Source organism: Martelella radicis, from assembly GCF_014196625.1.
In the GTDB taxonomy this organism is placed as follows: Bacteria; Pseudomonadota; Alphaproteobacteria; order Rhizobiales; family Rhizobiaceae; genus Martelella; species Martelella radicis.
This window is the reverse complement of record NZ_JACIDZ010000002.1, coordinates 62,212-82,331: the sequence shown is the minus strand read 5'-3', so window position 1 is coordinate 82,331 and position 20,120 is coordinate 62,212. Positions and strand designations below refer to the sequence as shown.

18 protein-coding genes are annotated in these 20,120 nt (G+C 61.9%); 7 read left to right on the top strand and 11 right to left on the bottom strand.

The features are described from left to right. Position 1: 1 nt before the first annotated feature. Positions 2-919 (bottom strand): AraC family transcriptional regulator, encoded by a 918-nt coding sequence (locus GGR30_RS03940; RefSeq protein ID WP_183482797.1) that lies wholly within the window; start codon positions 917-919, stop codon positions 2-4. A gap of 324 nt (positions 920-1,243) precedes the next feature. Here GGR30_RS03940 and GGR30_RS03935 point away from each other — a divergent pair, with 324 nt between their 5' ends. From GGR30_RS03935 to pglA, 5 genes are all read left to right on the top strand, one after another. Beyond that, a complete protein-coding gene (locus tag GGR30_RS03935; RefSeq protein WP_183482795.1) occupies positions 1,244-2,128 on the top strand; it encodes a carbohydrate ABC transporter permease in 885 nt (294 codons plus the stop codon). 2 nt (positions 2,129-2,130) lie between these two features. Further along, positions 2,131-3,042 (top strand): carbohydrate ABC transporter permease, encoded by a 912-nt coding sequence (locus GGR30_RS03930; protein ID WP_183482793.1) that lies wholly within the window; start codon positions 2,131-2,133, stop codon positions 3,040-3,042. A 5-nt stretch (positions 3,043-3,047) separates the two neighbouring features. After that, entirely contained in the window at positions 3,048-4,160 is a 1,113-nt protein-coding gene (locus tag GGR30_RS03925) for an ABC transporter ATP-binding protein (RefSeq protein WP_183482791.1), read from the top strand. A 35-nt stretch (positions 4,161-4,195) separates the two neighbouring features. Next, entirely contained in the window at positions 4,196-5,470 is a 1,275-nt protein-coding gene (locus GGR30_RS03920; RefSeq protein ID WP_425488336.1) for an ABC transporter substrate-binding protein, read from the top strand. 69 nt (positions 5,471-5,539) lie between these two features. Next, positions 5,540-8,134 carry a polygalacturonase PglA gene (gene pglA, locus GGR30_RS23645; protein ID WP_343066465.1) on the top strand — a complete coding sequence of 865 codons (2,595 nt, stop codon included), beginning with the start codon at positions 5,540-5,542 and terminating at the stop codon, positions 8,132-8,134. 63 nt (positions 8,135-8,197) lie between these two features. Here pglA and GGR30_RS03910 read toward each other — a convergent pair whose 3' ends face one another. The 4 genes from GGR30_RS03910 to GGR30_RS03895 all read right to left on the bottom strand — a co-directional run bounded on the left by GGR30_RS03910 (position 8,198) and on the right by GGR30_RS03895 (position 11,483). Beyond that, a complete protein-coding gene (locus tag GGR30_RS03910; RefSeq protein ID WP_183482787.1) occupies positions 8,198-8,995 on the bottom strand; it encodes an ABC transporter ATP-binding protein in 798 nt (265 codons plus the stop codon). Further along, positions 8,995-9,933 carry an ABC transporter permease gene (locus GGR30_RS03905; RefSeq protein WP_183482785.1) on the bottom strand — a complete coding sequence of 313 codons (939 nt, stop codon included), beginning with the start codon at positions 9,931-9,933 and terminating at the stop codon, positions 8,995-8,997. The genes GGR30_RS03910 and GGR30_RS03905 overlap by 1 nt, the downstream gene beginning before the upstream one ends. A gap of 1 nt (position 9,934) precedes the next feature. Further along, positions 9,935-10,915 (bottom strand): ABC transporter substrate binding protein, encoded by a 981-nt coding sequence (locus GGR30_RS03900; protein WP_183483413.1) that lies wholly within the window; start codon positions 10,913-10,915, stop codon positions 9,935-9,937. A gap of 196 nt (positions 10,916-11,111) precedes the next feature. Beyond that, entirely contained in the window at positions 11,112-11,483 is a 372-nt protein-coding gene (locus GGR30_RS03895) for a DsrE family protein (protein ID WP_183482783.1), read from the bottom strand. 133 nt (positions 11,484-11,616) lie between these two features. Between GGR30_RS03895 and ung the strand changes: the two genes are divergently transcribed. Together ung and GGR30_RS03885 are read left to right on the top strand one after the other, a co-directional pair. Beyond that, positions 11,617-12,318: a uracil-DNA glycosylase gene (ung, locus tag GGR30_RS03890; protein ID WP_183482781.1), complete on the top strand. Its 702-nt coding sequence runs from the start codon at positions 11,617-11,619 to the stop codon at positions 12,316-12,318. A 155-nt stretch (positions 12,319-12,473) separates the two neighbouring features. Continuing rightward, positions 12,474-12,863 carry a RidA family protein gene (locus tag GGR30_RS03885; protein ID WP_183482779.1) on the top strand — a complete coding sequence of 130 codons (390 nt, stop codon included), beginning with the start codon at positions 12,474-12,476 and terminating at the stop codon, positions 12,861-12,863. A gap of 277 nt (positions 12,864-13,140) precedes the next feature. Here GGR30_RS03885 and GGR30_RS03880 read toward each other — a convergent pair whose 3' ends face one another. The 6 genes from GGR30_RS03880 to GGR30_RS03855 all read right to left on the bottom strand — a co-directional run bounded on the left by GGR30_RS03880 (position 13,141) and on the right by GGR30_RS03855 (position 20,050). Then, positions 13,141-14,856: a GH32 C-terminal domain-containing protein gene (locus GGR30_RS03880; protein WP_343066464.1), complete on the bottom strand. Its 1,716-nt coding sequence runs from the start codon at positions 14,854-14,856 to the stop codon at positions 13,141-13,143. A 216-nt stretch (positions 14,857-15,072) separates the two neighbouring features. Next, on the bottom strand, positions 15,073-15,654 hold the full coding sequence (locus tag GGR30_RS03875) for an NAD(P)H-dependent oxidoreductase (protein ID WP_183482777.1): 582 nt from the start codon (positions 15,652-15,654) through the stop codon (positions 15,073-15,075). Position 15,655: 1 nt separating this feature from the next. Next, a complete protein-coding gene (locus GGR30_RS03870) occupies positions 15,656-17,065 on the bottom strand; it encodes an FAD-binding oxidoreductase (RefSeq protein WP_183482775.1) in 1,410 nt (469 codons plus the stop codon). Positions 17,066-17,067: 2 nt separating this feature from the next. Next, complete coding sequence (locus GGR30_RS03865; protein WP_425488335.1) at positions 17,068-18,378, bottom strand: cytosine deaminase; 1,311 nt, start codon at positions 18,376-18,378, stop codon at positions 17,068-17,070. Next, positions 18,378-19,232, bottom strand: a complete 855-nt coding sequence (locus tag GGR30_RS03860; protein ID WP_183482773.1) for an ABC transporter permease — start codon at positions 19,230-19,232, stop codon at positions 18,378-18,380. Before GGR30_RS03860 ends, GGR30_RS03865 begins: the two co-directional genes overlap by 1 nt. Then, on the bottom strand, positions 19,232-20,050 hold the full coding sequence (locus tag GGR30_RS03855) for an ABC transporter ATP-binding protein (protein WP_183482771.1): 819 nt from the start codon (positions 20,048-20,050) through the stop codon (positions 19,232-19,234). The genes GGR30_RS03860 and GGR30_RS03855 overlap by 1 nt, the downstream gene beginning before the upstream one ends. Positions 20,051-20,120 lie beyond the last annotated feature (70 nt).

Sequence of the window (20,120 nt, the reverse complement as noted above, 5' to 3'; positions counted from 1 at the left end):
CTCACTCCGCCTGGCGCAACAGGGGGAAGACGGCCATGCCGTCTTCCTCGCGCCGGGGAAAGGCGCCTTCCTGGTGGCGCTTGTTCAGCATCTTGTAGCCGGCCGGACTGACGCCGATATAGCGCTTGAACATCCGCGAAAAATAATAGCTGTCGTCATAGCCGACAAAGGCGGAGGCCTGTTTCACGGTCTGGCCGCTGGCCAGCAGCGCCATCGCTCGCTCCATCCTCTTGAACTCCTGATATTTCGGCGGCGTGAGCCCGACCTGTTTCTTGAACTCGCGGCGGAAATAATCCTGGTTATAGGGGATCGAGCCAAGCACGCGGTCCACCGTGTCCGGGCTCAAGGGGTCGGCGGCGATCTGCGATGCGGCGACCATGACCGAAAGCGACAGGCTGTCCGGGTTGTTGACGGCGACATCCTGCTGCGGCCGCCAGCGAATGAAGGCGGCTTCGACGAACTCGATCAGCAGCACCATGAAGATGTGGTGCTGGGCAAAGGTGGTGGACGACAGCGGCGCGGTCTCGCGATAGTGGCGGGCAAGCGGTGCGATCATCTCCCATCGCGGGAAGTCGACCCAGAGCCGGCAGTCCATCTGTTCGAACAGGTCCATGCGGCCGAAGACCTCGGCCCGGAAATGCTGGGCCACGCCGGTATAGAGCTCGTCGGATGTCGAGCGCCCGATGAAGCGTTCTCCGGCCGGAATCAGCATGGCCCGGCCCGGTTTCATCTCGAAGGTCTCGCCGGCGACCTCGTATTCGGCCCTGCCCGTCAGGCAGATGACGAGGTCATGCACCTTGTTGACCTTGTCGGCCGTCCAGGTCGAGGTGTGCAGCATTCTGATGGTCGAACGGGTCAGCGTCAGATTGAGGGCGTTAACCGCAAGACCGTCAAGAACCCCACCTTCGATTTTATCCATCCTTTTGTCCGAAACCCTCTATTCCAAATTTGTGGCCAAACATGATTATGAACAGTGGGAACGCCGAAATAAAGGCGTATCGCATCAAGAAACATCTGGGAGGATGTCGCTCGTATGGGAAAAATCAAGACCCTCTAGGGTTTATCCCTCGCCTGCGCCTTAGCGCCATGCACAAATCAGAACACAACAACATCCGTGCTGCCCTTCGGGGTCGGCTGCCTTTACGCATGCCCTCAGCTCACCGCCTTGAAGGCGGACAAGCCGTAGCGATGCGCTCCCACGGGTCAGTCGCGCCTGCCGGAACCAACAAACGGGAATGCGGTCATGAGCGGTGAAAATCGTTTCATGGGGCTCGCTTATCTGTCCCCATATATCATCGGCCTGCTGCTTTTCACTGCAGTGCCATTTCTTGCGTCATTCGTGTTGTCCTTCACCGACTACTCGCTGATGAGCTCGCCGCATTTCGTCGGCCTGAAGAACTATATCCGTCTGTTCACCCATGACCGCACCTTCAACAAGTCGCTGTCGGTGACGCTGATCTACGTGTTCTCGACGGTGCCGCTGAAGCTCGCCTTCGCGCTGTTCATCGCGGTGATCCTGAACTACAAGCTGAAGTTCATCAACTTCTTCCGCACGGCCTTCTACGTGCCGTCGATCCTTGGCGGTTCGGTCGCGATCGCGGTGCTGTGGCGCTATCTCTTTGCCGATGTCGGCCTGATCAACATGATGCTGGAAAGCATCGGCCTTCAGGGCGTCAACTGGTTCGGCGATCCCAACAACGCGCTGTTCACGATCACGCTGCTGCGTCTGTGGCAGTTCGGTTCGGCGATGGTGATCTTCCTCGCCGCCCTTCAGAGCGTCGACAACTCGCTCTACGAGGCTGCCGCCATTGACGGCGCCGGCAAGTGGAAGACCTTCTTCTTCATCACCCTGCCGCTGATCACGCCGGTGATCTTCTTCAACCTCATCATGCAAACGGTCCAGGCCTTCCAGGAATTCAACGGTCCCTACATCATCACCGATGGCGGCCCGCTGAAATCGACCTACCTGCTGCCGCTCTACATCTATGACGAGGCCTTCAAGAACTTCCGCATGGGATATGCCTCGGCCATTGCCTGGGTCATGTTCGCCATCATCATGGTCCTGACGCTGATCGCCTTCTGGTCATCGCGCCACTGGGTCTACTACGCCGGCGACAAGAGGAGCTGATCATGACAGAGCAAACCTTGTCGAGCATGCTGTCCGCCCGCGATCTCGAAGCCATCCGCGCCCGCAAGCGCGAACAGCGCAAGATCTTCATTTCGTCGATCTTCCGCTATGTGATCCTGTTCGTGGTCGGTCTGATCATGCTCTATCCGCTGATCTGGCTGATCGGCGCATCGTTCAAGACCAATGCCGAGATGTTCACAAGCGCCGGCTTCTGGCCGACCCACCCGACCGTCAGCGGCTATATCGAAGGCTGGAAGACCTCGACGCCCTACACGTTCGGACGGTTCTTCCTCAACACCTTCCTGATCCTGATCCCGAAGATGATCGGGACCGCGATCTCGGCAACGGCCGTCGCCTATGGCTTCGCCCGGTTCGAGTTCCCCGGCAAGAAGGTGCTGTTCTCATCGCTGATCGCGATCCTGCTTCTGCCCAACGTCGTCACCCGTATCCCGCAGTACCTGCTGTTCCGGGAATTCGGCTGGCTCGATAGTTTCCTGCCGCTGTGGGTGCCCTCGGCGCTCGCCGGTGATGCGTTCTTCGTCTTCATGCTGGTCCAGTTCCTGCGCGCCATCCCACGCGACATGGAAGAGGCCGCGCGCGTCGACGGCGCATCGAGCTGGCAGGCCCTTCTCTTCATCGTCGTCCCGCTGCTCACGCCGGCCCTGATTTCGGTCTGCCTGTTCCAGTTCATGTGGACGATGAACGACTTCCTCGGGCCGTTGATCTACCTGTCCTCGGTCGACAAATACCCGGTCTCCCTGGCCCTCAAACTGTCGATCGATACCACCGAAGCATTTGCCTGGAACAAGATCCTCTCCATGTCGGTGCTCGCGATCACACCCGCCCTCGTCGTGTTCTTCATGGCACAGAAATATTTCATCGAAGGTATCTCCGCTGGCGGAGTCAAAGGATAAAAACCATGGCCAGAGTTCAGCTTAAGAGTCTCGAAAAGGTCTACGGCAAGTTCAAGGCCGTCCACGGCATCGACCTGGAAATCGAGGATGGTGAGTTCATGGTGCTGGTCGGCCCGTCCGGCTGCGCCAAGTCGACGACGCTCCGCATGATTGCCGGTCTGGAGCGCATCTCCGGCGGCGAGATCCGCATCGGCGACGATCTCGTCAACGACAAGCCCCCGGGCCAGCGCGGCATCGCGATGGTGTTCCAGAACTATGCGCTCTACCCGCATATGAAGGTGAAGAACAACCTCTCCTTCGGTCTGCGCCTCAAGCATGCGCCGAAGGCGGAGATCGCCGCCTCGACCGAGGAAGTCTCGCACATCCTCGAGATCGAGGACTATCTGGAGCGCCTGCCCAAGCAGCTTTCGGGCGGCCAGGCCCAGCGCGTCGCCGTCGGCCGCGCGCTGATCAAGAAGCCGCAGGTCTTCCTGTTCGACGAACCGCTCTCGAACCTCGACGCCAAGCTGCGCGCCTCGATGCGCGTCCGCATCACCGACCTGCACAAGCAGCTGCTTGCCGAAGGCATGCACTCGACCGTTGTCTACGTCACCCATGACCAGACGGAAGCCATGACCATGGGCAACCGCATCTGCGTGATGAAGGAAGGCCGGATCATGCAGGTCGCCGATCCCTTCACGCTTTACCGCAAGCCGGCCAATGCCTTTGTTGCGGGCTTCATCGGGTCGCCGGAGATGAATATCGGCGATGCGACCCTGGTCGGCGGCAACAAGCTTCGGATCGGCACGCAGACCTTTACCATTGACGACAAGGCGCTAGCCCGCATCGACAAGGACGCGCCGACGGAAGTCACCTTCGGCGTGCGTCCGCAGCATTTCCACATTGTCGATCAGGATGCCGATGAGGGCCTTCTGGGACGCATCTCCCATGTCGAGTTCATGGGCCACGAGGTCTACCTCTACATCACTGTCGAGGATCAGTCCTTCATCGTCGTCGTCCCGGCAACGGGGCTGGAGCGTCAGTATCTGCGCGATGAGGCGATCCGCATCATGCCGCATGAAGACGCCCTGCACATCTTCCACCGTCGCACCGGCGAGAACATCTCGCTGTCGGCATAAGTCTTCGAAACCGTCTTTTTCAAAGGGAGGAAAATATGACCATGAAATTGACAATCCTCGCCGGCCTGATGGCCGCAACATCGCTTTCGGTCGCCAATGCCGCCGATCTTCGCATGTCCTGGTGGGGCGGCGACAGCCGTCACCTTGCAACCCAGGAAGCGCTGAAATATTGCGGCGAGAAACTCGGCCACACCATTTCTCCGGAATTCACCGGCTGGTCCGGTCACCAGGAGAAGATCACCACGCAGCTTGCCGGCGGAACCGAAGCCGACATCATGCAGATCAACTGGCCCTGGCTGCCGCTTTTTACGCCGAACGGCGAAGGCTTTGCCGATCTCAACGAGTATTCCGACATCATCGACCTTTCGCAGTGGACCGATGCGGAACTTGCCACTTCGACCGTGAACGGTCACCTGCAGGGCCTGCCGCTGTCGATCACCGGCCGTCTGCCCTGGTTCAACCAGACGACCTTCGAAAAGGCAGGCCTTTCGATCCCGACCACCTGGGACGAACTGGAAGAAGCCGGCAAGGTGTTCAAGGAAAAGCTCGGCGACGACTACTATCCTTATGAGGCAACCGGTTCCGACGGCCTCGATGCCCGCCTTCTGATGACGGCCTATCTCACCCAGAAGACCGGAAAGACGATGATCGATCCGGAGACGCTGGAGTTCAACTACACGATGGACGAGATGGTCGATGCGCTGGAAATGTACAAGCGCTACACCGACGAAGGCGTGATCATCCCCTGGCCGAAGGTCGCCGCAGGCGGCAATCTGGTTCTGCATGAAAACCCGGCCTGGGCCGATGGCCACATCGCCGGCACCTATCAGTGGGATACGGTCTATTTCAAGATCTCCGACCCGCTGCAGGAAGGCCAGGTTCTGGTTCCCTCGAAGATCCTGCTTGCCGAAGGCGCCACCAATGATGGTGTCTACCGCAAGCCGTCCATGCTGTTCTCGATCTCGCGCAATTCCGACAATGGGGATGCGGCCGCCGAAGTGGTCAATTGCCTACTGAACGACGAAGGCGCAATCGACATCCTCGGCACGACCCGCGGCATTCCGGCCTCGAAGAAGGCGTTCGACCAGCTGACGGCTGAAGGCGCCATCGAGCAGGAACAGATCGACGCCCACCAGATCATCCTGGATGCCACCGGCCCGACGATCTCGCCCTATTTCGAGCATCCGCAGATCGCTTCGGCCATCGGCGACACGCTCGAAGAGTTCGCCTATGGCCAGATCGACGCCGAAACGGCCGCCGATGACATCATCTACAATGTCAACGACGTGCTGGACCGCGTCCGCAACTAACCAAGCCTTGCCGGGGGCGGCGCTTCTTGCCGCCGCCCCCACTTCCCAAATCCTTTTTGGACGATTGTGATGACTGCCATTGAGCTGCTCGCCGTTTCGGCGAGGACGGTGACCTTTGCTGTCTTTTCCGGCGAGAACAAATATTTCCTGAAGGCGCCCGTTTCCTGGCGACTTGCGACGGAGAGCACCGATGAAACGGTGGCCGAAGGCGTGAGCGAGCGCACCGTCTTCTCGATCAATGGCCTCGAGCCGCACACCGCATACCGGCTTGCCATTGGCGGCGAGGTTTTCGATTTCGTCACAAGAACCGAGAGCGCCTTCGCCGATGTTTCCGCTCATGGCGCAAGCCTCCAGTCAGAAAACAACGCCGCGGCGATCCAGAAGACGATCGATGACCTGCCCGAGGGCGCAACGCTCTATTTCGGTCCCGGCGTCTGGAAAAGCGGACCGCTTTTCCTGAAGTCCGGCCTGACGCTGATGCTTGATCCCGAAGCCGTGCTTTACGGCATTGCCGATCGCGACCAGTACCCGATCCTGGCGGCCCGCGACGAGAAAGGCCGGGTGCTCGGCACCTGGGAGGGCGTGGCGGAAGCCTGCTATGCCAGCCTGCTGACAGCCATCAACGCCTCCAACATCGCCATTGTCGGCGGCGGCGTCATCGATGCCGGCGGAGATCGCGGCGACTGGTGGAGCTGGCACAAGGAAACTCGCAATGGCGCGCGCCGTCCGCGCAGCCTGTTCTTCAACCGCTGTGAGAACGTCACCGTCACCGGCGTCACCGTGCGCAACTCTCCGGCCTGGATGGTTCATCCCGTCTTTACCCGCGACATGCTGGTGGCCGACGTGAAAATCGAGAGCGATCCGGAATCACCCAACACCGACGGTTTCGATCCGGAATGCTGCGAGAATGTCCGCATGCGCGGCATTCACTTTTCTGTCGGAGACGACTGCATCGCCATCAAGGCGGGCAAGCGCGATCCCAAGGGCGGGCTTGATGGTCCGACGCGCAACATCCGCATCGAGAACTGCTTCATGGAACGCGGTCATGGCGGCGTCGTCATCGGCTCGGAAATGAGCGGCACGGTGTCCGGCGTCACGGTGGCGCGCTGCGAGATGCGCGATACGGATCGCGGCCTGCGCGTGAAGACCCGGCGCGGACGCGGCGGCTTCGTCTCCCGCATCCTCGTCGAGGATTGCGACATGGACAATGTCGTCAGCCCCTTCGTCATGAACGCCTTCTATTTCTGCGACGCCGACGGCAAGTCGGACTATGTCCAGTCGCGCGATCCGCACCCCGTCAGCGAGGTGACGCCGCGCATGTCGGATATCACCTTCCGCCGCATCGTCGCGCGCAATGTCCACACCGCCGCCGCAGCCTTTTACGGTCTGCCGGAAATGCCGATCGAGAATGTGACGATCGAGGACTATACCGTTTCCTATGCGCCGGACGCCGAGGCCCAGCCGCCTGTGATGGCCTGTAATATCGACCCCGTTCGCCACGGCGGCATCATTGCCGAAAACGCGGCCGTTACGGCCAGCAATGTCGTTTTCGTCCGAGAGGGCGCCGAAGAGCCCTGGTACCGCCAGGCACTGTTGCGCTACTGCGACGAATATGCCGCCGACTACCGTGCCTACAAGGGCGGGGCGCTCTGCTATGAGGATGGCTGCCTCTATCGCGGTCTGATCGCGCTTTACGAGGCGACCGGCGAAGCGCGCTGGTTCGATCACCTCGTCCGCCACGTCAATGCGCAGGTCAACGAAGATGGCGTGATGAACGGCTATGTCGCCGAGGATTTCAACATCGACAACATCCTCTCCGGCCGGGCGCTGGTGTGGCTGGCACGGCATTCCAACGATCCGCGCTATCGCAAGGCCGCCGATCAGCTTGTCGCGCAGCTTGCTGATCATCCGCGCGTCAAGGAAGGCCCGCACTGGCACAAGCATCGCTATCCCGAGCAGGTCTGGCTCGACGGCCTCTATATGGGCCTGCCGTTCAAGGCGGAATACGGTCTGGCCTTCGACAGGCCGGACCTGGTTTCCGAAGCCGCGGATGAACTGCTGGCCGGGCTCGAACTCACCTATGATGCCGACAGCCGGCTCTACCGCCACGCCTATGATTCCGCCAAGGCGCAGCCCTGGGCGGACAAGGACACCGGACAGTCGCCCGCCCACTGGTCGCGCGCCATCGGCTGGGCGGCGATGGCGATGGTCGATCTCATCGAATATCTGCCGGAAGGTGACGCCCGCGATGCGATCATAGCCCGCTGGGCCGCGCTTGCCGAACGGCTTTCCGCGCTGAGAACAGCCGACGGACGCTGGCTGCAGGTGCCGGATCGCCCGGATCTCGGCGGCAATTATGCCGAAAGCTCGGCAACGGCGATGTTCGCCTATGCCTATCTGAAGGCCAGCCGTCTCGATGTGAGCGACAGCGCCGCTATCGGTCGCACGGCATTCGAAGCGCTCTACAGACATGCCTTTGAGGTCGACGCCGAAGGGCGGCGCGTGCTGGGCACCATCGTCTGCGTGGCCGGTCTTGGCGGCTTCAACGGCCAGTACCGCGACGGCACGCCGGGTTACTACCTGACCGAGACGATCAATCCCGACGATATCAAGGGCGTCGGGCCGTTCATGATGGGGTTTGCCGAGCTTCTGGCCCGGCAGTAACGCGAAAAACCTTCCTCCCAGGGCTGGCGGCTGGCCGAAAGGTCAGCCGCCTTTTTTATGATCTCACGCCAGCACCAGCTGGTCGTCGTCGATCTCGGTGCCCGCGGCGCGGCCGAAGCGTTCCAGCAGGTCGGAGACCTTGAGCCGCGAGCGTTCCTCGCCCTTGATGTCGAGAACGATCTGGCCCGCATTCATCATCAGCGTGCGGCTGCCATAGGCGAGCGCGTCGCGCATTGAATGGGTCACCATCAGCGTCGTCAGCTTGCGCTCCTGGGCAATTTCGGCCGAAAGCGTCAGCACCTTGTGGGCGGCGGACGGATCGAGCGCTGCCGTATGCTCGTCGAGCACGAGGATCTTCATCGGCAGAAGCGTCGCCATCAACAGGCTCACAGCCTGCCGCTGGCCACCGGATAGCGCGCCGATCGGCGTCCCCATCCGGTGTTCGAGCCCAAGGCCGAGCTTTTCCAGATGTTCGGCAAACATCGCCTTCTGACCCTTCCTGCCGAGCGCGAGCCCCAGGCCGCGCTTCTTGCCGCGGGCCGCGGCCAGTGCCAGGTTTTCCTCGATCGACAGTGAGGAGCAGGTGCCGAGGCGCGGCTCCTGGAAGACGCGGCCGACATAGCGCGCGCGCTTGGCTGCCGGCCAGTCGGTCACATCAAGCCCGTCGAGCTTGACGGAGCCCTCATCCGGCTTGACCGTGCCGACGACGGTGGACAGAAGCGTCGACTTGCCCGCGCCGTTGGAGCCGATCACGGTGACGAATTCGCCCTCGTCGATCTGCATCGAGACGTCGCGCAGCGCCTTGACCTCGGTCGCCGTGCCCGGATTGAAGGTAAGGCGGATATCGGAAAGGGAAAGCATCAGTTCTGTCCCTCGTCGTTTTGTTGGGCGCCGCGCACCAGTTTGAAGTTGAAGAGCTGCTTACGACCGCGCTTGCCCCGCCTCTGGGAGAGAACCACGGCAACGGCGACCACCACGGCGGTGATCAGGTTGAGGTCCTGCGGGCGGATGCCGATGAAGCCGGCGGAAAGCGCAAGCGCAATGAACAGGCGATAGACGACCGCGCCGATGACGCAGCCGAGCGTTGCCAGGAACACCGTGCGTCGGCCGAGTATCGCCTCGCCGATGATCAGCGCGGCAAGCCCGGTGACGATGGTGCCTACGCCCATGGTCACGTCCGCCACGCCCTGCATCTGGGCAAAGAGGGAACCGCCGAGCGCGCAGAGCGCATTGGCGATCGACATGCCGAGCAGCGTCATTGCGCCGTTGCGGATGCCCTGGGCTTCGGCCATTGCGGGGTTTTCGCCCGATGCCCTGAGCCCGAGGCCCATCTCGGTCTTGAGGAACCAGTCGACGATCAGCTTGGCGCCGATGGCGATGATCAGAAGCAGGATCGTGTTGCTCCAGAGTCCCGCGTCGACCACGCTTTCGAAGCGCGAAAACACGGTATCCTGGCCGTAGACCGGCAGGTTCGGCCGCCCCATGATGCGCAGATTGACGGAGAATAGAGCCACCATCGACAGGATGCCGGCGAGCAGGTTCATGATACCGAAGCGCACATTCAGGAGGCCGGTGACGAAACCGGCGGCGGCGCCTGCGAGCATGCCGAAGAATGTTGCGATGAAAGGATCGAAACCGCCGACGATGGCGGCGGCCGAAACCGCCGCGCCGAGGGGAAAACTCCCGTCCACCGTCAGATCGGGAAAGTCGAGAACCCGAAAGGACATAAAGATGCTCAACGCCACGAGGGCGAAGAGCAAGCCGGTCTCAAAGGCCCCGGCGAGAGCAAAAAGCGTCATATTATTCGATGACCTTCTTGGCGCTGTTCTTGACGCTGTCGGAAACCGTGATGCCCATGGCTTCGGCAGCCTTCATGTTGAGGAACAGATCCTGGTTGCCGGGTACGAGGACGGCGATTTCCGACGGTGCCTTGCCGGCGAGGATTTCGGCAACCATGTCGCCGGTGACCTTGCCCATTTCGGCATAGTTGAAGCCAAGGGCCGCAACCGCGCCACGCTCGACGGAATCCGTATCGGTGGTGAAGACCGGCAGTTTGGCGCGTTCGCCGACGGTGATGATGGCCTCGAGCACCGAGATCACCGAATTGTCGGTCGGCAGCAGGATCGCATCGGCCTTGCCGACGAGATTGCGGGCCGCATCCGGCACCATGGTCGACTGGGCGGCCGGGCTGTCAACGACTTCGAGGCCGAGTTCGCCGGCGGCTGCCTTGATCTCGTCGACCTGGACGACCGAGTTGGCTTCACCCGGATTGTAGATGACGCCGATGGTCTTGACGCCGGGCACCAGAGACTGGATCAGTTCGAGCGCCGGCTTCGGCGGCTGCTTGTCGGAGGTGCCGGTGATGTTGGCTTCCGGATGTTCCGGATTTTCAACGAGGCCGGCTGCAACCGGATCGGTGACGGCGGCGAAGACGACCGGGGCATCGCCCATCGAATTCTTCAGCGCCTGTGCCGACGGCGTGGAAATGCCGACGGCGACGTCGGGCTTCAGGCCAGCAAATTCTGACGCGATCTGGGTCTGCGTCGTCATGTTGCCCTGGGCGGAGCGGGCAACCACGGTGAGGTTGTCGCCTTCGGTATAACCCTTTTCGGCGAGGCTTTCGATGATGCCCTCGCGCACGGCGTCGAGGGCGGGATGTTCGACGATATAGGTGATGGCGACCGTCTTCTCGGTCGCATCCTGCGCCAGAACCGGCGCGGAAAACCCCGCAATCGCGGCCACCGCGGCGGTGGCAAGCACCGCCTTGTTGAAATTGAGCATTTCGAAACCCCCTGTCAGGATTGTTCTTTCGCGCCTTTTGCGCGGCGTGATCACGCGCGGCAGTTTGGCCCGGCGCAAAGCGCCGGTCAACGCCGGAACCATGCCGTCGGCGACTTTATTTGACGCAGCCATGACGATTGGTCCACTCGCCGGAGAGGCTGCGGTGAAGGGGGATCACGCCATCCGGGGTGAGGCATCAGGTGATCTGGAGCGAGCCTTCCGCATTCATCAGCAGGTCGATCACGTCGGGGGCGGTGATGATCTCGAATTCGGGGTCCATGTCTTCCGCCGTGAAGCCGTTATGCTTCATGCAGGCGCCGCAGATGGCGATCCTGCCGCCGGCCTCGCGGAAGCGCGCCAGAAGGTCGGGAACGGGGTCGAAGGGCGCGCCGATCGCCATGCCATCGCTAGCGCCGGGGCGGCCGAGTTCCACGGCTTCGGCCATCAGGATCATGGTGGCGCTGTGCCCCTTGGCAAGCGCATTGACCGCCATGGTGAAGGCGACCGTGACCTTGTTCGGATTGGATTTGCCGTCGAAGAGCGTTGAAACGAAAGCTGTTGGCTGCATTTTTGAGGTCCTCCTTTGTCGTTCCACATCTAGTACGCGGCACTGTGCGCGCAAGTGTGACATTTTCGCAGAGAATTGCATCGCCGCGACGGCGGGGATAACAAGGAGAGCAGCTGAGAAGGGATAGGGTGCAATGGCAGACAGCGAAATCAGGCTTGAGGACGGCTGGCGGGAAAAGCTCAAGCCGGAATTCGGGAGCACCTATATGGCGGAGCTCCGCTCGTTCCTGGTGGAGGAGAAACGCGCCGGCCAGACGGTCTTTCCCAAGGGCAGCGAATATTTCCGCGCGCTCGATCTGACGCCGCTTGAGAGCGTGCGCGTCGTCATCCTTGGCCAGGACCCCTATCACGGGCCAGGACAGGCCCACGGGCTCTGCTTTTCCGTGCAGCCCGGCGTGCGCGTGCCACCGTCGCTCGTCAATATCTACAAGGAACTGGCCACCGATGTCGGGTTCCAGAAGGTCAATCACGGTTTTCTGGAGCATTGGGCCCGCCAGGGCGTGTTGTTGCTGAACTCGGTGCTCACCGTGCGCCAGGCGGCCGCCGCCTCCCATCGCGGCAAGGGCTGGGAAAACTTCACCGATGCCGTCATTCGCGTGGTCAATGACGAATGCCCGCACGTCGTGTTCATGCTGTGGGGCGCCTATGCGCAGAAAAAGGCATCCTTCGTGGATAAATCACGGCATCTGGTGCTGAAAGCCCCGCATCCCTCGCCGCTGTCCGCCCATAACGGTTTCTTCGGCTGTCGGCATTTTTCCAGGGCCAATCAGTTTCTTCTGGAACAGGGCATGGAGCCGGTGGACTGGCAATTGCCGGAAGATCCGGCCGAAGAATAAGGGGCGGGGGCGGAATGTCGGGGATTATGCGCCGCGACGCCTTATAATTTCCGTCGCGGCCTCTACATTATCGTTCGGTCCGGGTGGATGGCCGCTTGACAGCCGGGCTCCGATGCGGCCATGCGGTTTGACAGTTTTTCACGAGGCGGTTTCACATGAAGAAGAGCATCAACCCAGCCGGCGTTCGCAAGCCCTTCGGCAATTACAGCCATGGTCTGTACGTGCCGCCGGGCGCCGGCCTTCTGGTCACCTCCGGTCAGCTCGGCATCGGTCCGGACGAGGTCATTCCGCGTTCCGTCAGCGCCCAGGCCGAACTCTGTTTTTCGGCCATCGGCAAGATCCTCGCTGAAGCGGACATGGGGTTCGAGGATGTGATCCGCATCACCGGCTACGTCACGACGCGCGAGGATTTTCCGGCCTATATGGATGTCCGCGACCGTTTTATCGCCGACCCCATGCCGGTCTCGACCCTGCTGATCGTCTCGGGCTTCACCCGCGCGGAGTTTCTGGTCGAGGTCGAGGTTACGGCGGCCAAGCTGCCGTAAGCCTGCTGGAAATCCCCTGTTGCAGACAAACGAAGCCTGCCTACCCACTGTCCGTCACCCCTGACTTGATCCGGGGTCCAGGGCTAAAAAATCCTTTTTTTGCCAAGAACTTAAGAACGATGGTCCTCGGTGTTCGGTCCTGGATGCCGTCTCAAGGCCGGCATGACGGTGGTGAGGGCGTTTGCCAGCACGCTGCCCCGGAGCATTTTGCAGTCAGATGGAAACATCTGTTGACCTCGGGTATGCGTCAAAACAAAAGCTCCAGGCCCCATCTGTCTCAAAGCGCCAGCGACCAGACCTTGGCCGACTTGATCGCGCCTTCGCGGATTCTCAGCGAATGGATCGGGTCGAAGCCGGCGATGCGCTTGGTGCCGGCCCAGCGGCCGTTATCGGCGAAGACTTCGACTGAACCGATATCGAGGAACAGCCGCAAATGGCTCGGGTTGGCGCCAGGGGCGAAATAATCGGGCGTCGGCGTCTTGCTGTCGTCCATGTAGAGAAGCCTCATCCCCTCCGCATCGATCTTCACCGTGATCTCGATATTGTTGTGATAGAGATCGATTTCGAACGGCCCGTCATTGCGGTCAAGCTCGATGACGATCTCGGCCTGGCCCTTTTCCAGCATCACCGGCTCGCCGGCCGCTAGGGCGGTGTCATCGATCAGTTCGTCGCGCAGCACCTCCACGCCCTCGATCGGCGGCGTCAGCAGCGTGTTGTCGGCGGCGTCATAGACGAGATTGCGCGGCAGGGTCATGGCCGTCGGAAAGTCGATTTCCGGCGCGGCATCGGCCCAGTTGGCGAGCCAGCCGATGCCGACCGGGCGGCCCTGGTCGAGAAAGGCCTGGAAGGCGTAGTTGTCCGTGGCGAAATCGAGTTCCTGCTCGAATTCCGGCGTGAAATGCTTACCGTCGAAATGGCCGACGGTCGCCATGGTCAGGTTCTTGCGGCCGGTCTCCTCGTGGTGGCTGTGCATCAGGCCGCAGACCAGCGCCCAATGCGTCTGCGGGTCACCGGCCGGGCCGTCGAGCGGCAACAGGCAGGGACATTCGACCACCTGCGTGTTGAACCGGCCCTCACGATGCAGGATTTCTACGAATTCCCATCCGCCTGCCGCCGTCAGGTCGGCCGTCTGGTAGAGGAGGACCACGCCTTCCTCGCCCTGACGGCTGCCGAGCAGCATTTTCCAGTAACCGTCTGGCCCTCGGAAGACGTAAGGGTCGCGGAAATCAAGCGTCAGGCCTTCAAGCTCGGGTCGTTCGTCGATCAGCGGTTTCGCGGCGCCGGCGAAGATCAGCGACTGCGAGGTGGCGACCATCTGGATTTCGCGTTCCGGTGCGCGCTCGATCACATGCTCGGTAAAGAACACGCGGATGCCGGCGGAATTTTCCATCGGGATCGCCGAGCCGGAAAAGGCGCCGCCGCGTTTGTCCGGGCGGTGGGTCAGGTCCTCGGAGGGGAACAGGAAGATCGGCAGATGCCGCCAGTGCAGGTAATCCTCCGAGATCGCATGGCCCCAGTGCATCGTGTTCCACGTCAGCCCGTGCGAATAATGCTGGTAGAAGAGATGGGCCGAGCCGTTGAAGCGGCCGAAGCCGTTCGGATCGTTCATCCAGCCGAAGGGCGGCCGGAAGTGATAGCTGCCGGGGGCAGGGGCCGGCGCATTGGCCGCATGGGTGCGCAGCACGGTAATGCCTTCCTCCAGCACCTTGGCATCGGTGAACCAGTAGGCGACCGAAATCGTCGTCGTCTCGGGATCGTAGGAACATTCCAGCTCGCCGCCATGGGGCACGAAGAACATGCGGAATTCATATTCCTCGGCGTTCTGGGCAAAGATATTGCCGAACAAGCTGCCGTTGAGCGAGAGCTGAATCTCGGCGGGCGCGTGTGGGTGGATGGCCTTCATCCAGACATGAAGCACGGCATTGACCGGTACGGTGCCGCGCAATTTGCGCAGGCGGGTCTCATCGGCGGTTTTCTGCTCTGGCATGGACATTCGGCCCTATTCCCCGCTGCTGGCGCATGGCGGGGCAATGCCCCCTGACCCATGCGGTATTTCCTGAAAGCCACAGCCAATCCCGCGCAAACAGAGTGCGACGGGGCTTGCGGCCTCGCTCAAAAGAGCCCGCAAGCGCCTAAGGGGAGCGCTTGCGGGATAGTCCTAGACCTAGTGGTCTGAGCGGTGATGTAAAGGGGGTGGGCGCCGGAAGCGTCAGAAAGCTTCCATCTCGGCCTTCACCTTTGCCAGGAAATCGGCCCTTGTCTTGTCGGTGCAGTTGTTCATGTCGTAATGCGCCATGAAGGACACCGGAGCGCCGAGCTTGATCTGGGCGCGCAGCACGCGCTTGACGATCTTTTTCGGCGGGTTGCCAGCCAGGAACGCCCGCATCGGCGTCGCGCCATAGGTGAAGACGGCGGCGAGCTTCTTGATATGGCGCAGCGTCGGCGTCAGTTTCCCGTCCTCGAGCGCGAAGGAAACGCCGGGCAGCCAGACCCGGTCGAAATAGCCCTTGAGCATGGCCGGAAAACCGAAATTCCACACCGGCGTGACGATGACGAGGGCTTCGGCCTTGCGCAGCCGCTCGACATAGCCGGCGACCGGCGCGGTGTTTTCGGGATAGTCGTGATAGCCGATCCGCTCCTCGCGGGTCAGCACCGGCTGGAAGCCCTCGGCGTAAAGATCGCAATCATCGACTTCATGTCCGGCCTTCTTCAGGCTTTCGACGACCTGGGCATGCAGCGCCGCGCCGAAGCTCGTTTCCACCGGATGGCTGAAGAGAACGAGAACGCGCATTCTATTCGGCTCCCGTCTCGGAAAGGCCCTTGAACAGGAAGTTCTTACCGGCCTTGAAATCGAAATCCGGGTTTTCCCAGGCGATCATCTTGCCGGGGTTCAAAAGGCCCTTGGGGTCGGTTTCCTTCTTGAAGGCAAGCTGCAGTTCGTCGGTCTGCTTCATGCCGCCTTCTTCCAGCGTATAGCGGTGCGGGTTGAAGATAGGGCAGCCGTGCTCCTCGTGGATACGGATGATCTCTTCCAGCCGCTCGGCCGTGGTATAGCGCACCAGCGGCAGGCCGGAACACTGGATCGCACCGTCAAAGCGCAGGAATTCCAGATGGCCGATCACCTCGTCGCCGAAGAGTTCGGACATCTCCTGGACCTTGGCCACATGGTCGGGGCCGGGATATTGCACCTGCAGGTAGGTGAAGGCATCCGGTTCTGTCTTCAGCGCGCGCAGCGTCGTGTGGTTCCAGCCAAGCTCATAGGCGCGCGGCAGGCCGCGCAGGCTTTCCGCCTTGTCGGAGCGGAAGCGGATCTCGCCCTTGTAGAGGTTGACCAGCGCCTCGAAGGGTTCCATCGAGTGCGGCGCGACCATGACCACGGAGACGCTCTCGCCTTCCTTGAGGTAAGGCTTGTGGCGGTTGAAATAGGAATAGGGCACGGGCGCGGCGATCGGGGCGATTTCCTTGACCAGAATGCCGGAGGATTTCGCCAGCCGGTCGGAGAAGCGCACCGCGTCCATGAAGGTCTCGTGGCCGACTATCACGTCCACCCAGTCATAGGCGGGGGCCAGCGGCATTTCGACCTCGGTGATGATGCCATTGGTGCCGTAGGCGTGGCTGACCTTGAGGAGATCGCGCGCCGTCAGTTCCATCACCCGCGGCTCTTCCTCGAGCGTCACGATCCTCAGTCGCAGAACATTGCCGAGATCGCGAAGCCCGCCCCAGTGGACCGAGCCGACGCCGCCGGAGCCGCCGGCGATGAAGCCGCCAAGCGTGGCTTGGCCGGTGGTCGACGGGTGGAAGCGCAGTTCCTGACCGGATTTCTCCTTCAGCTCCCTGTCGAGCTGGGCGCAGATGATGCCGGCCTCGACGACGACGCGGCCGGGATGGATCTCCTTGATCGCGTTCATCTTGGTCATGTCGAGCACGATGCCGCCGGAAAGCGGCATGCACTGGCCGTAATTGCCGGTGCCGCCGCCACGCGCGGTGACGGGAACATCATTCCTGAACGCGACCTTCAGGATCCGGATCAGTTCGTCCTCGTTCTTCGGCGAGACGACCAGATCGCCGGTCACGTTCTCAAGCTGTTCCTTCAGAATGGGCGAATACCAGTAGAAGTCCCGGCTCTTGCGCAGAACCATGTTGGGATTGTCCTCGATGGTGATGCCCTCGAGTTCGGCCTTGATCTGTTGATAGTCCGGCATGTTCACTTATCCATCAGCGGGTCAAGTTCGCGGTAATCCGGCAGGCTGCGGTCGATGCCCATGCCATTCCGCATCACGATGCGGTCAGCCTGCGGACGGGAAAGAAATTCGCTCCAGCGCCGGGCGCTGAAGAGGACGAGATCGGCGGAGCCGCCTTCGGCAATCACCCCGCGCTCGCCCCGGCCGAGAATGTCGGCTGGCGTACGGGTGATGATGCGGGCGGTCTCGTCCAGCGGATGGTCGAGCTGGAGAATGCGCACGGCCTCGCGGATAACCTCGACGGGATCGAGATCGCCATATGCATAAAACGGATCGCGGGTGTTGTCGGAGGAGACCGCCGTCTTCACCCCTGCGGCCGCAAGCTCCTTGAACAGCGTCACGCCGCGCCAGCGCGGCGTGCGACCCTCATGGCGGTCCTGCAGATACATGTTGCACATTGGCAGCGAGACGACGGAAAGGCCGGCCTGAGCAACGACATCGATCGTGCGCCTTGCCGTGTCTTCGTCCTGACGGGCCAGCGAACAGCAATGGCCGACGGTGACGGATCCCTCGAAGCCGTTGCGAAGCTTGGCTTGCGCGATCCGGCCAAGGGTCAGGACCTCGCGATCCTCGGTCTCGTCCACATGAAGGTCGATGTCCAGACCGTTGTCGGCAGCCGCGCGGAACATGCGGTCAAGGCGGGCATCAAGATCCGGCAGCATTTGCGTCACGCCGCCGATCAACCCGTTGTGGCGTTTCAGAAGCTTCGTCAGATCGTCGAAGAAGGGTTCGAAGATCATGTCGATGGAAAAGAGCGCGACGGCCTGAAGCTCGATCCGGTCCGCCCATGCCTCGCGCATGTGAGAAAACACCTCGAAGGAGATTTCGTGCTGTGGCGGCAGGCTGTCGAGATGGGTGCGCAGAAGGCCGGTGCCGTGGGCATAGGCCGATTTCAGCGAGAATTCCATGCGGGCGGCGACGTCATCGGCCGTCCAATTGGCCTGCCGGTCGGCCATCACGTTTTCAAGCGCGCCCATGAAGGTGCCGTCGGGGTTGCGGCGGCGCTCCCAGATATGGCCCTTGTCGATATGGGTGTGCATATCGGTAAAGGTCGGCCAGACCATGCCGTCGCGCATGTCGGCTGCGGGAAGGGCGGCGGGCGCCGTGCCGGCGGGCAGAATGGCGTCGATCTTGCCGTCGGCGATCACGATATCGGCCGAGACGAGACCTTCCTTGGCCTCGAAGCCGCTCGCATTGGCAAGGCAGACGGCCGGAACAGTTGCCCTCAGAAGCGCGAAGGTCGGCGCTTCCGGCAGTGTCATGAATCCCGGCATCAGTTTTCCCTCTTGAGGCTGCTTTCGTGCCAGCGGTGCAGGAACAGCCAGGCAATGAAGGAGGTGAGCGCGAAGATCGCCACGCCGAGACAGGCGAGCATGAACAGCGCGGCAAACAGACGCGGAATGTTGAGCCGGTACTGCGACTCCAGCAGGCGGAAGGCAAGGCCGGAGCCGGCGCCGGCCGAGCCCGCGGCGAATTCGGCGACAACGGCCGCGATCAGCGCCAGGCCGCCGCCGATCCGAAGCCCGGTCATGAAATAGGGGAGCGAAGCGGGAAGCTTCAGGTGGACAAGCGTCTGCCAGCGCGAGGCGCCGTAAAGCTCGAACAGGTTCAACAGGTTATGGTCGACGCTCTTCAGGCCCTGCGCCATGTTGGAGAGGATCGGGAAGAAGGCGACGAGGAAGGCGCAGATCAGGAGCGCGACCTGCGTTGTCGGCGTATAGATCAGGATCAGCGGCGCGATGGCGACGATCGGCGTCACCTGAAGGATGACCGTGATCGGGTAAAGCGCGGTCTCGATCCAGCGCGACTGGACCATGATGACGGCAAGGCCGACCCCGCCGACAAGGGCCAGGCCGAGCGAGATGAAGGTGATCTTGGTCGTCACCCACAGCGCCGGGGCAAGCGTGCCCCAGTCCTCGAAAAAGGCCTCGACCACCAGCGCGGGGCCGGGAAGGATGTAATGCGGGGTCTGGTAGATGACGACGATCGCCTGCCAGACAAACACCAGAAAGGCCAGCACGGCAATCGGGATCGCGATCTTCAGGATGGTCTCGCCATGGCGGGACCAGAAACCGGGCTTGGCGTAAGCCGCATCGTCGTGCTGCATGGCGCTCACCTTGTCGCTCATCAGTGTTCTCCTCCTGCGGCGTGGATCGCGCCCTGCAGCGCGTGGGACACTTTCGCGCAGGCCTGGTGATATTCGTCGGAGGAGCGGTAGTCCTCGTCGCGGACCTGGCTGGTATCCAGCGGAAAATCGTCGAAGACCTGGCCGGGGCGCGCGCGCATGACCACGATGCGGTTGGAGAGATAGGCGGATTCGAAAACGGAATGGGTGACGAAGATGACGGTGATCCCCGTCTCGTGCCAGAGCCGCAGGACATCGTCGTTCAGCCGCTGGCGGGTGATCTCGTCAAGGGCTGCGAAGGGCTCGTCCATCAAGAGAAGCTTCGGCTTGGTCACCAGAGCGCGGGCGATCGAGACGCGCATCTTCATGCCGCCGGAGAGTTCGCGCGGATAGGCATTGGCGAAATCCTGCAGGCCGACGGTCTTCAAGACGTCCATGATCTGGTCGCGCGTGCCTGCTTTTGATTGGCCGCGCAGTTTCAGCGGAAGGTAGACATTGCCGAAGACCGTTGCCCAGGGCATCAGCGTCGGTTCCTGGAAGACGAAGCTGATATCGCCTTCCGGACGGCCCTTGGCGGAAATGCGCGAGCTTGGCCAGTCGATCGTGCCGCGGCTGACATCGCCGAGCGCGGCGATGATCCTGAGCGCGGTGGATTTGCCGCAGCCGGAGGGGCCGAGCAGGCTGACGAACTCGCCCTGACGCACCGTCAGGGACATGTCGTTGAGCGCGATGGTCCCGTTGGAGAAGATCTTGGTGACATGCTCCATCTTCACCAGCGGCTTTTGTAGCGATGCCGGGGTTTCGGCATGAGCGTTCGGCATGCGGCTATCCTGCATTCAATTCAAGGTGCCGTTTCGCGCCGGGTGACGCGAAACGGAGTGTCGGTGTGGC

Bases quoted from the DNA above. Each gene is read 5' to 3' on its own strand.
- pglA (WP_343066465.1), top strand. From the start codon at position 5,540: ATGACTGCCATTGAGCTGCTCGCCGTTTCGGCGAGGACGGTGACCTTT.
- GGR30_RS03880 (WP_343066464.1), bottom strand. From the start codon at position 14,856: ATGTCCATGCCAGAGCAGAAAACCGCCGATGAGACCCGCCTGCGCAAA.
- GGR30_RS03925 (WP_183482791.1), top strand. From the start codon at position 3,048: ATGGCCAGAGTTCAGCTTAAGAGTCTCGAAAAGGTCTACGGCAAGTTC.
- GGR30_RS03895 (WP_183482783.1), bottom strand. From the start codon at position 11,483: ATGCAGCCAACAGCTTTCGTTTCAACGCTCTTCGACGGCAAATCCAAT.
- GGR30_RS03905 (WP_183482785.1), bottom strand. From the start codon at position 9,933: ATGACGCTTTTTGCTCTCGCCGGGGCCTTTGAGACCGGCTTGCTCTTC.
- GGR30_RS03875 (WP_183482777.1), bottom strand. From the start codon at position 15,654: ATGCGCGTTCTCGTTCTCTTCAGCCATCCGGTGGAAACGAGCTTCGGC.
- GGR30_RS03930 (WP_183482793.1), top strand. From the start codon at position 2,131: ATGACAGAGCAAACCTTGTCGAGCATGCTGTCCGCCCGCGATCTCGAA.
- GGR30_RS03860 (WP_183482773.1), bottom strand. From the start codon at position 19,232: ATGAGCGACAAGGTGAGCGCCATGCAGCACGACGATGCGGCTTACGCC.
- GGR30_RS03940 (WP_183482797.1), bottom strand. From the start codon at position 919: ATGGATAAAATCGAAGGTGGGGTTCTTGACGGTCTTGCGGTTAACGCC.
- GGR30_RS03885 (WP_183482779.1), top strand. From the start codon at position 12,474: ATGAAGAAGAGCATCAACCCAGCCGGCGTTCGCAAGCCCTTCGGCAAT.
- GGR30_RS03910 (WP_183482787.1), bottom strand. From the start codon at position 8,995: ATGCTTTCCCTTTCCGATATCCGCCTTACCTTCAATCCGGGCACGGCG.
- GGR30_RS03920 (WP_425488336.1), top strand. From the start codon at position 4,196: ATGACCATGAAATTGACAATCCTCGCCGGCCTGATGGCCGCAACATCG.
- GGR30_RS03935 (WP_183482795.1), top strand. From the start codon at position 1,244: ATGAGCGGTGAAAATCGTTTCATGGGGCTCGCTTATCTGTCCCCATAT.
- GGR30_RS03865 (WP_425488335.1), bottom strand. From the start codon at position 18,378: ATGCCGGGATTCATGACACTGCCGGAAGCGCCGACCTTCGCGCTTCTG.
- ung (WP_183482781.1), top strand. From the start codon at position 11,617: ATGGCAGACAGCGAAATCAGGCTTGAGGACGGCTGGCGGGAAAAGCTC.
- GGR30_RS03900 (WP_183483413.1), bottom strand. From the start codon at position 10,915: ATGCTCAATTTCAACAAGGCGGTGCTTGCCACCGCCGCGGTGGCCGCG.
- GGR30_RS03855 (WP_183482771.1), bottom strand. From the start codon at position 20,050: ATGCCGAACGCTCATGCCGAAACCCCGGCATCGCTACAAAAGCCGCTG.
- GGR30_RS03870 (WP_183482775.1), bottom strand. From the start codon at position 17,065: ATGCCGGACTATCAACAGATCAAGGCCGAACTCGAGGGCATCACCATC.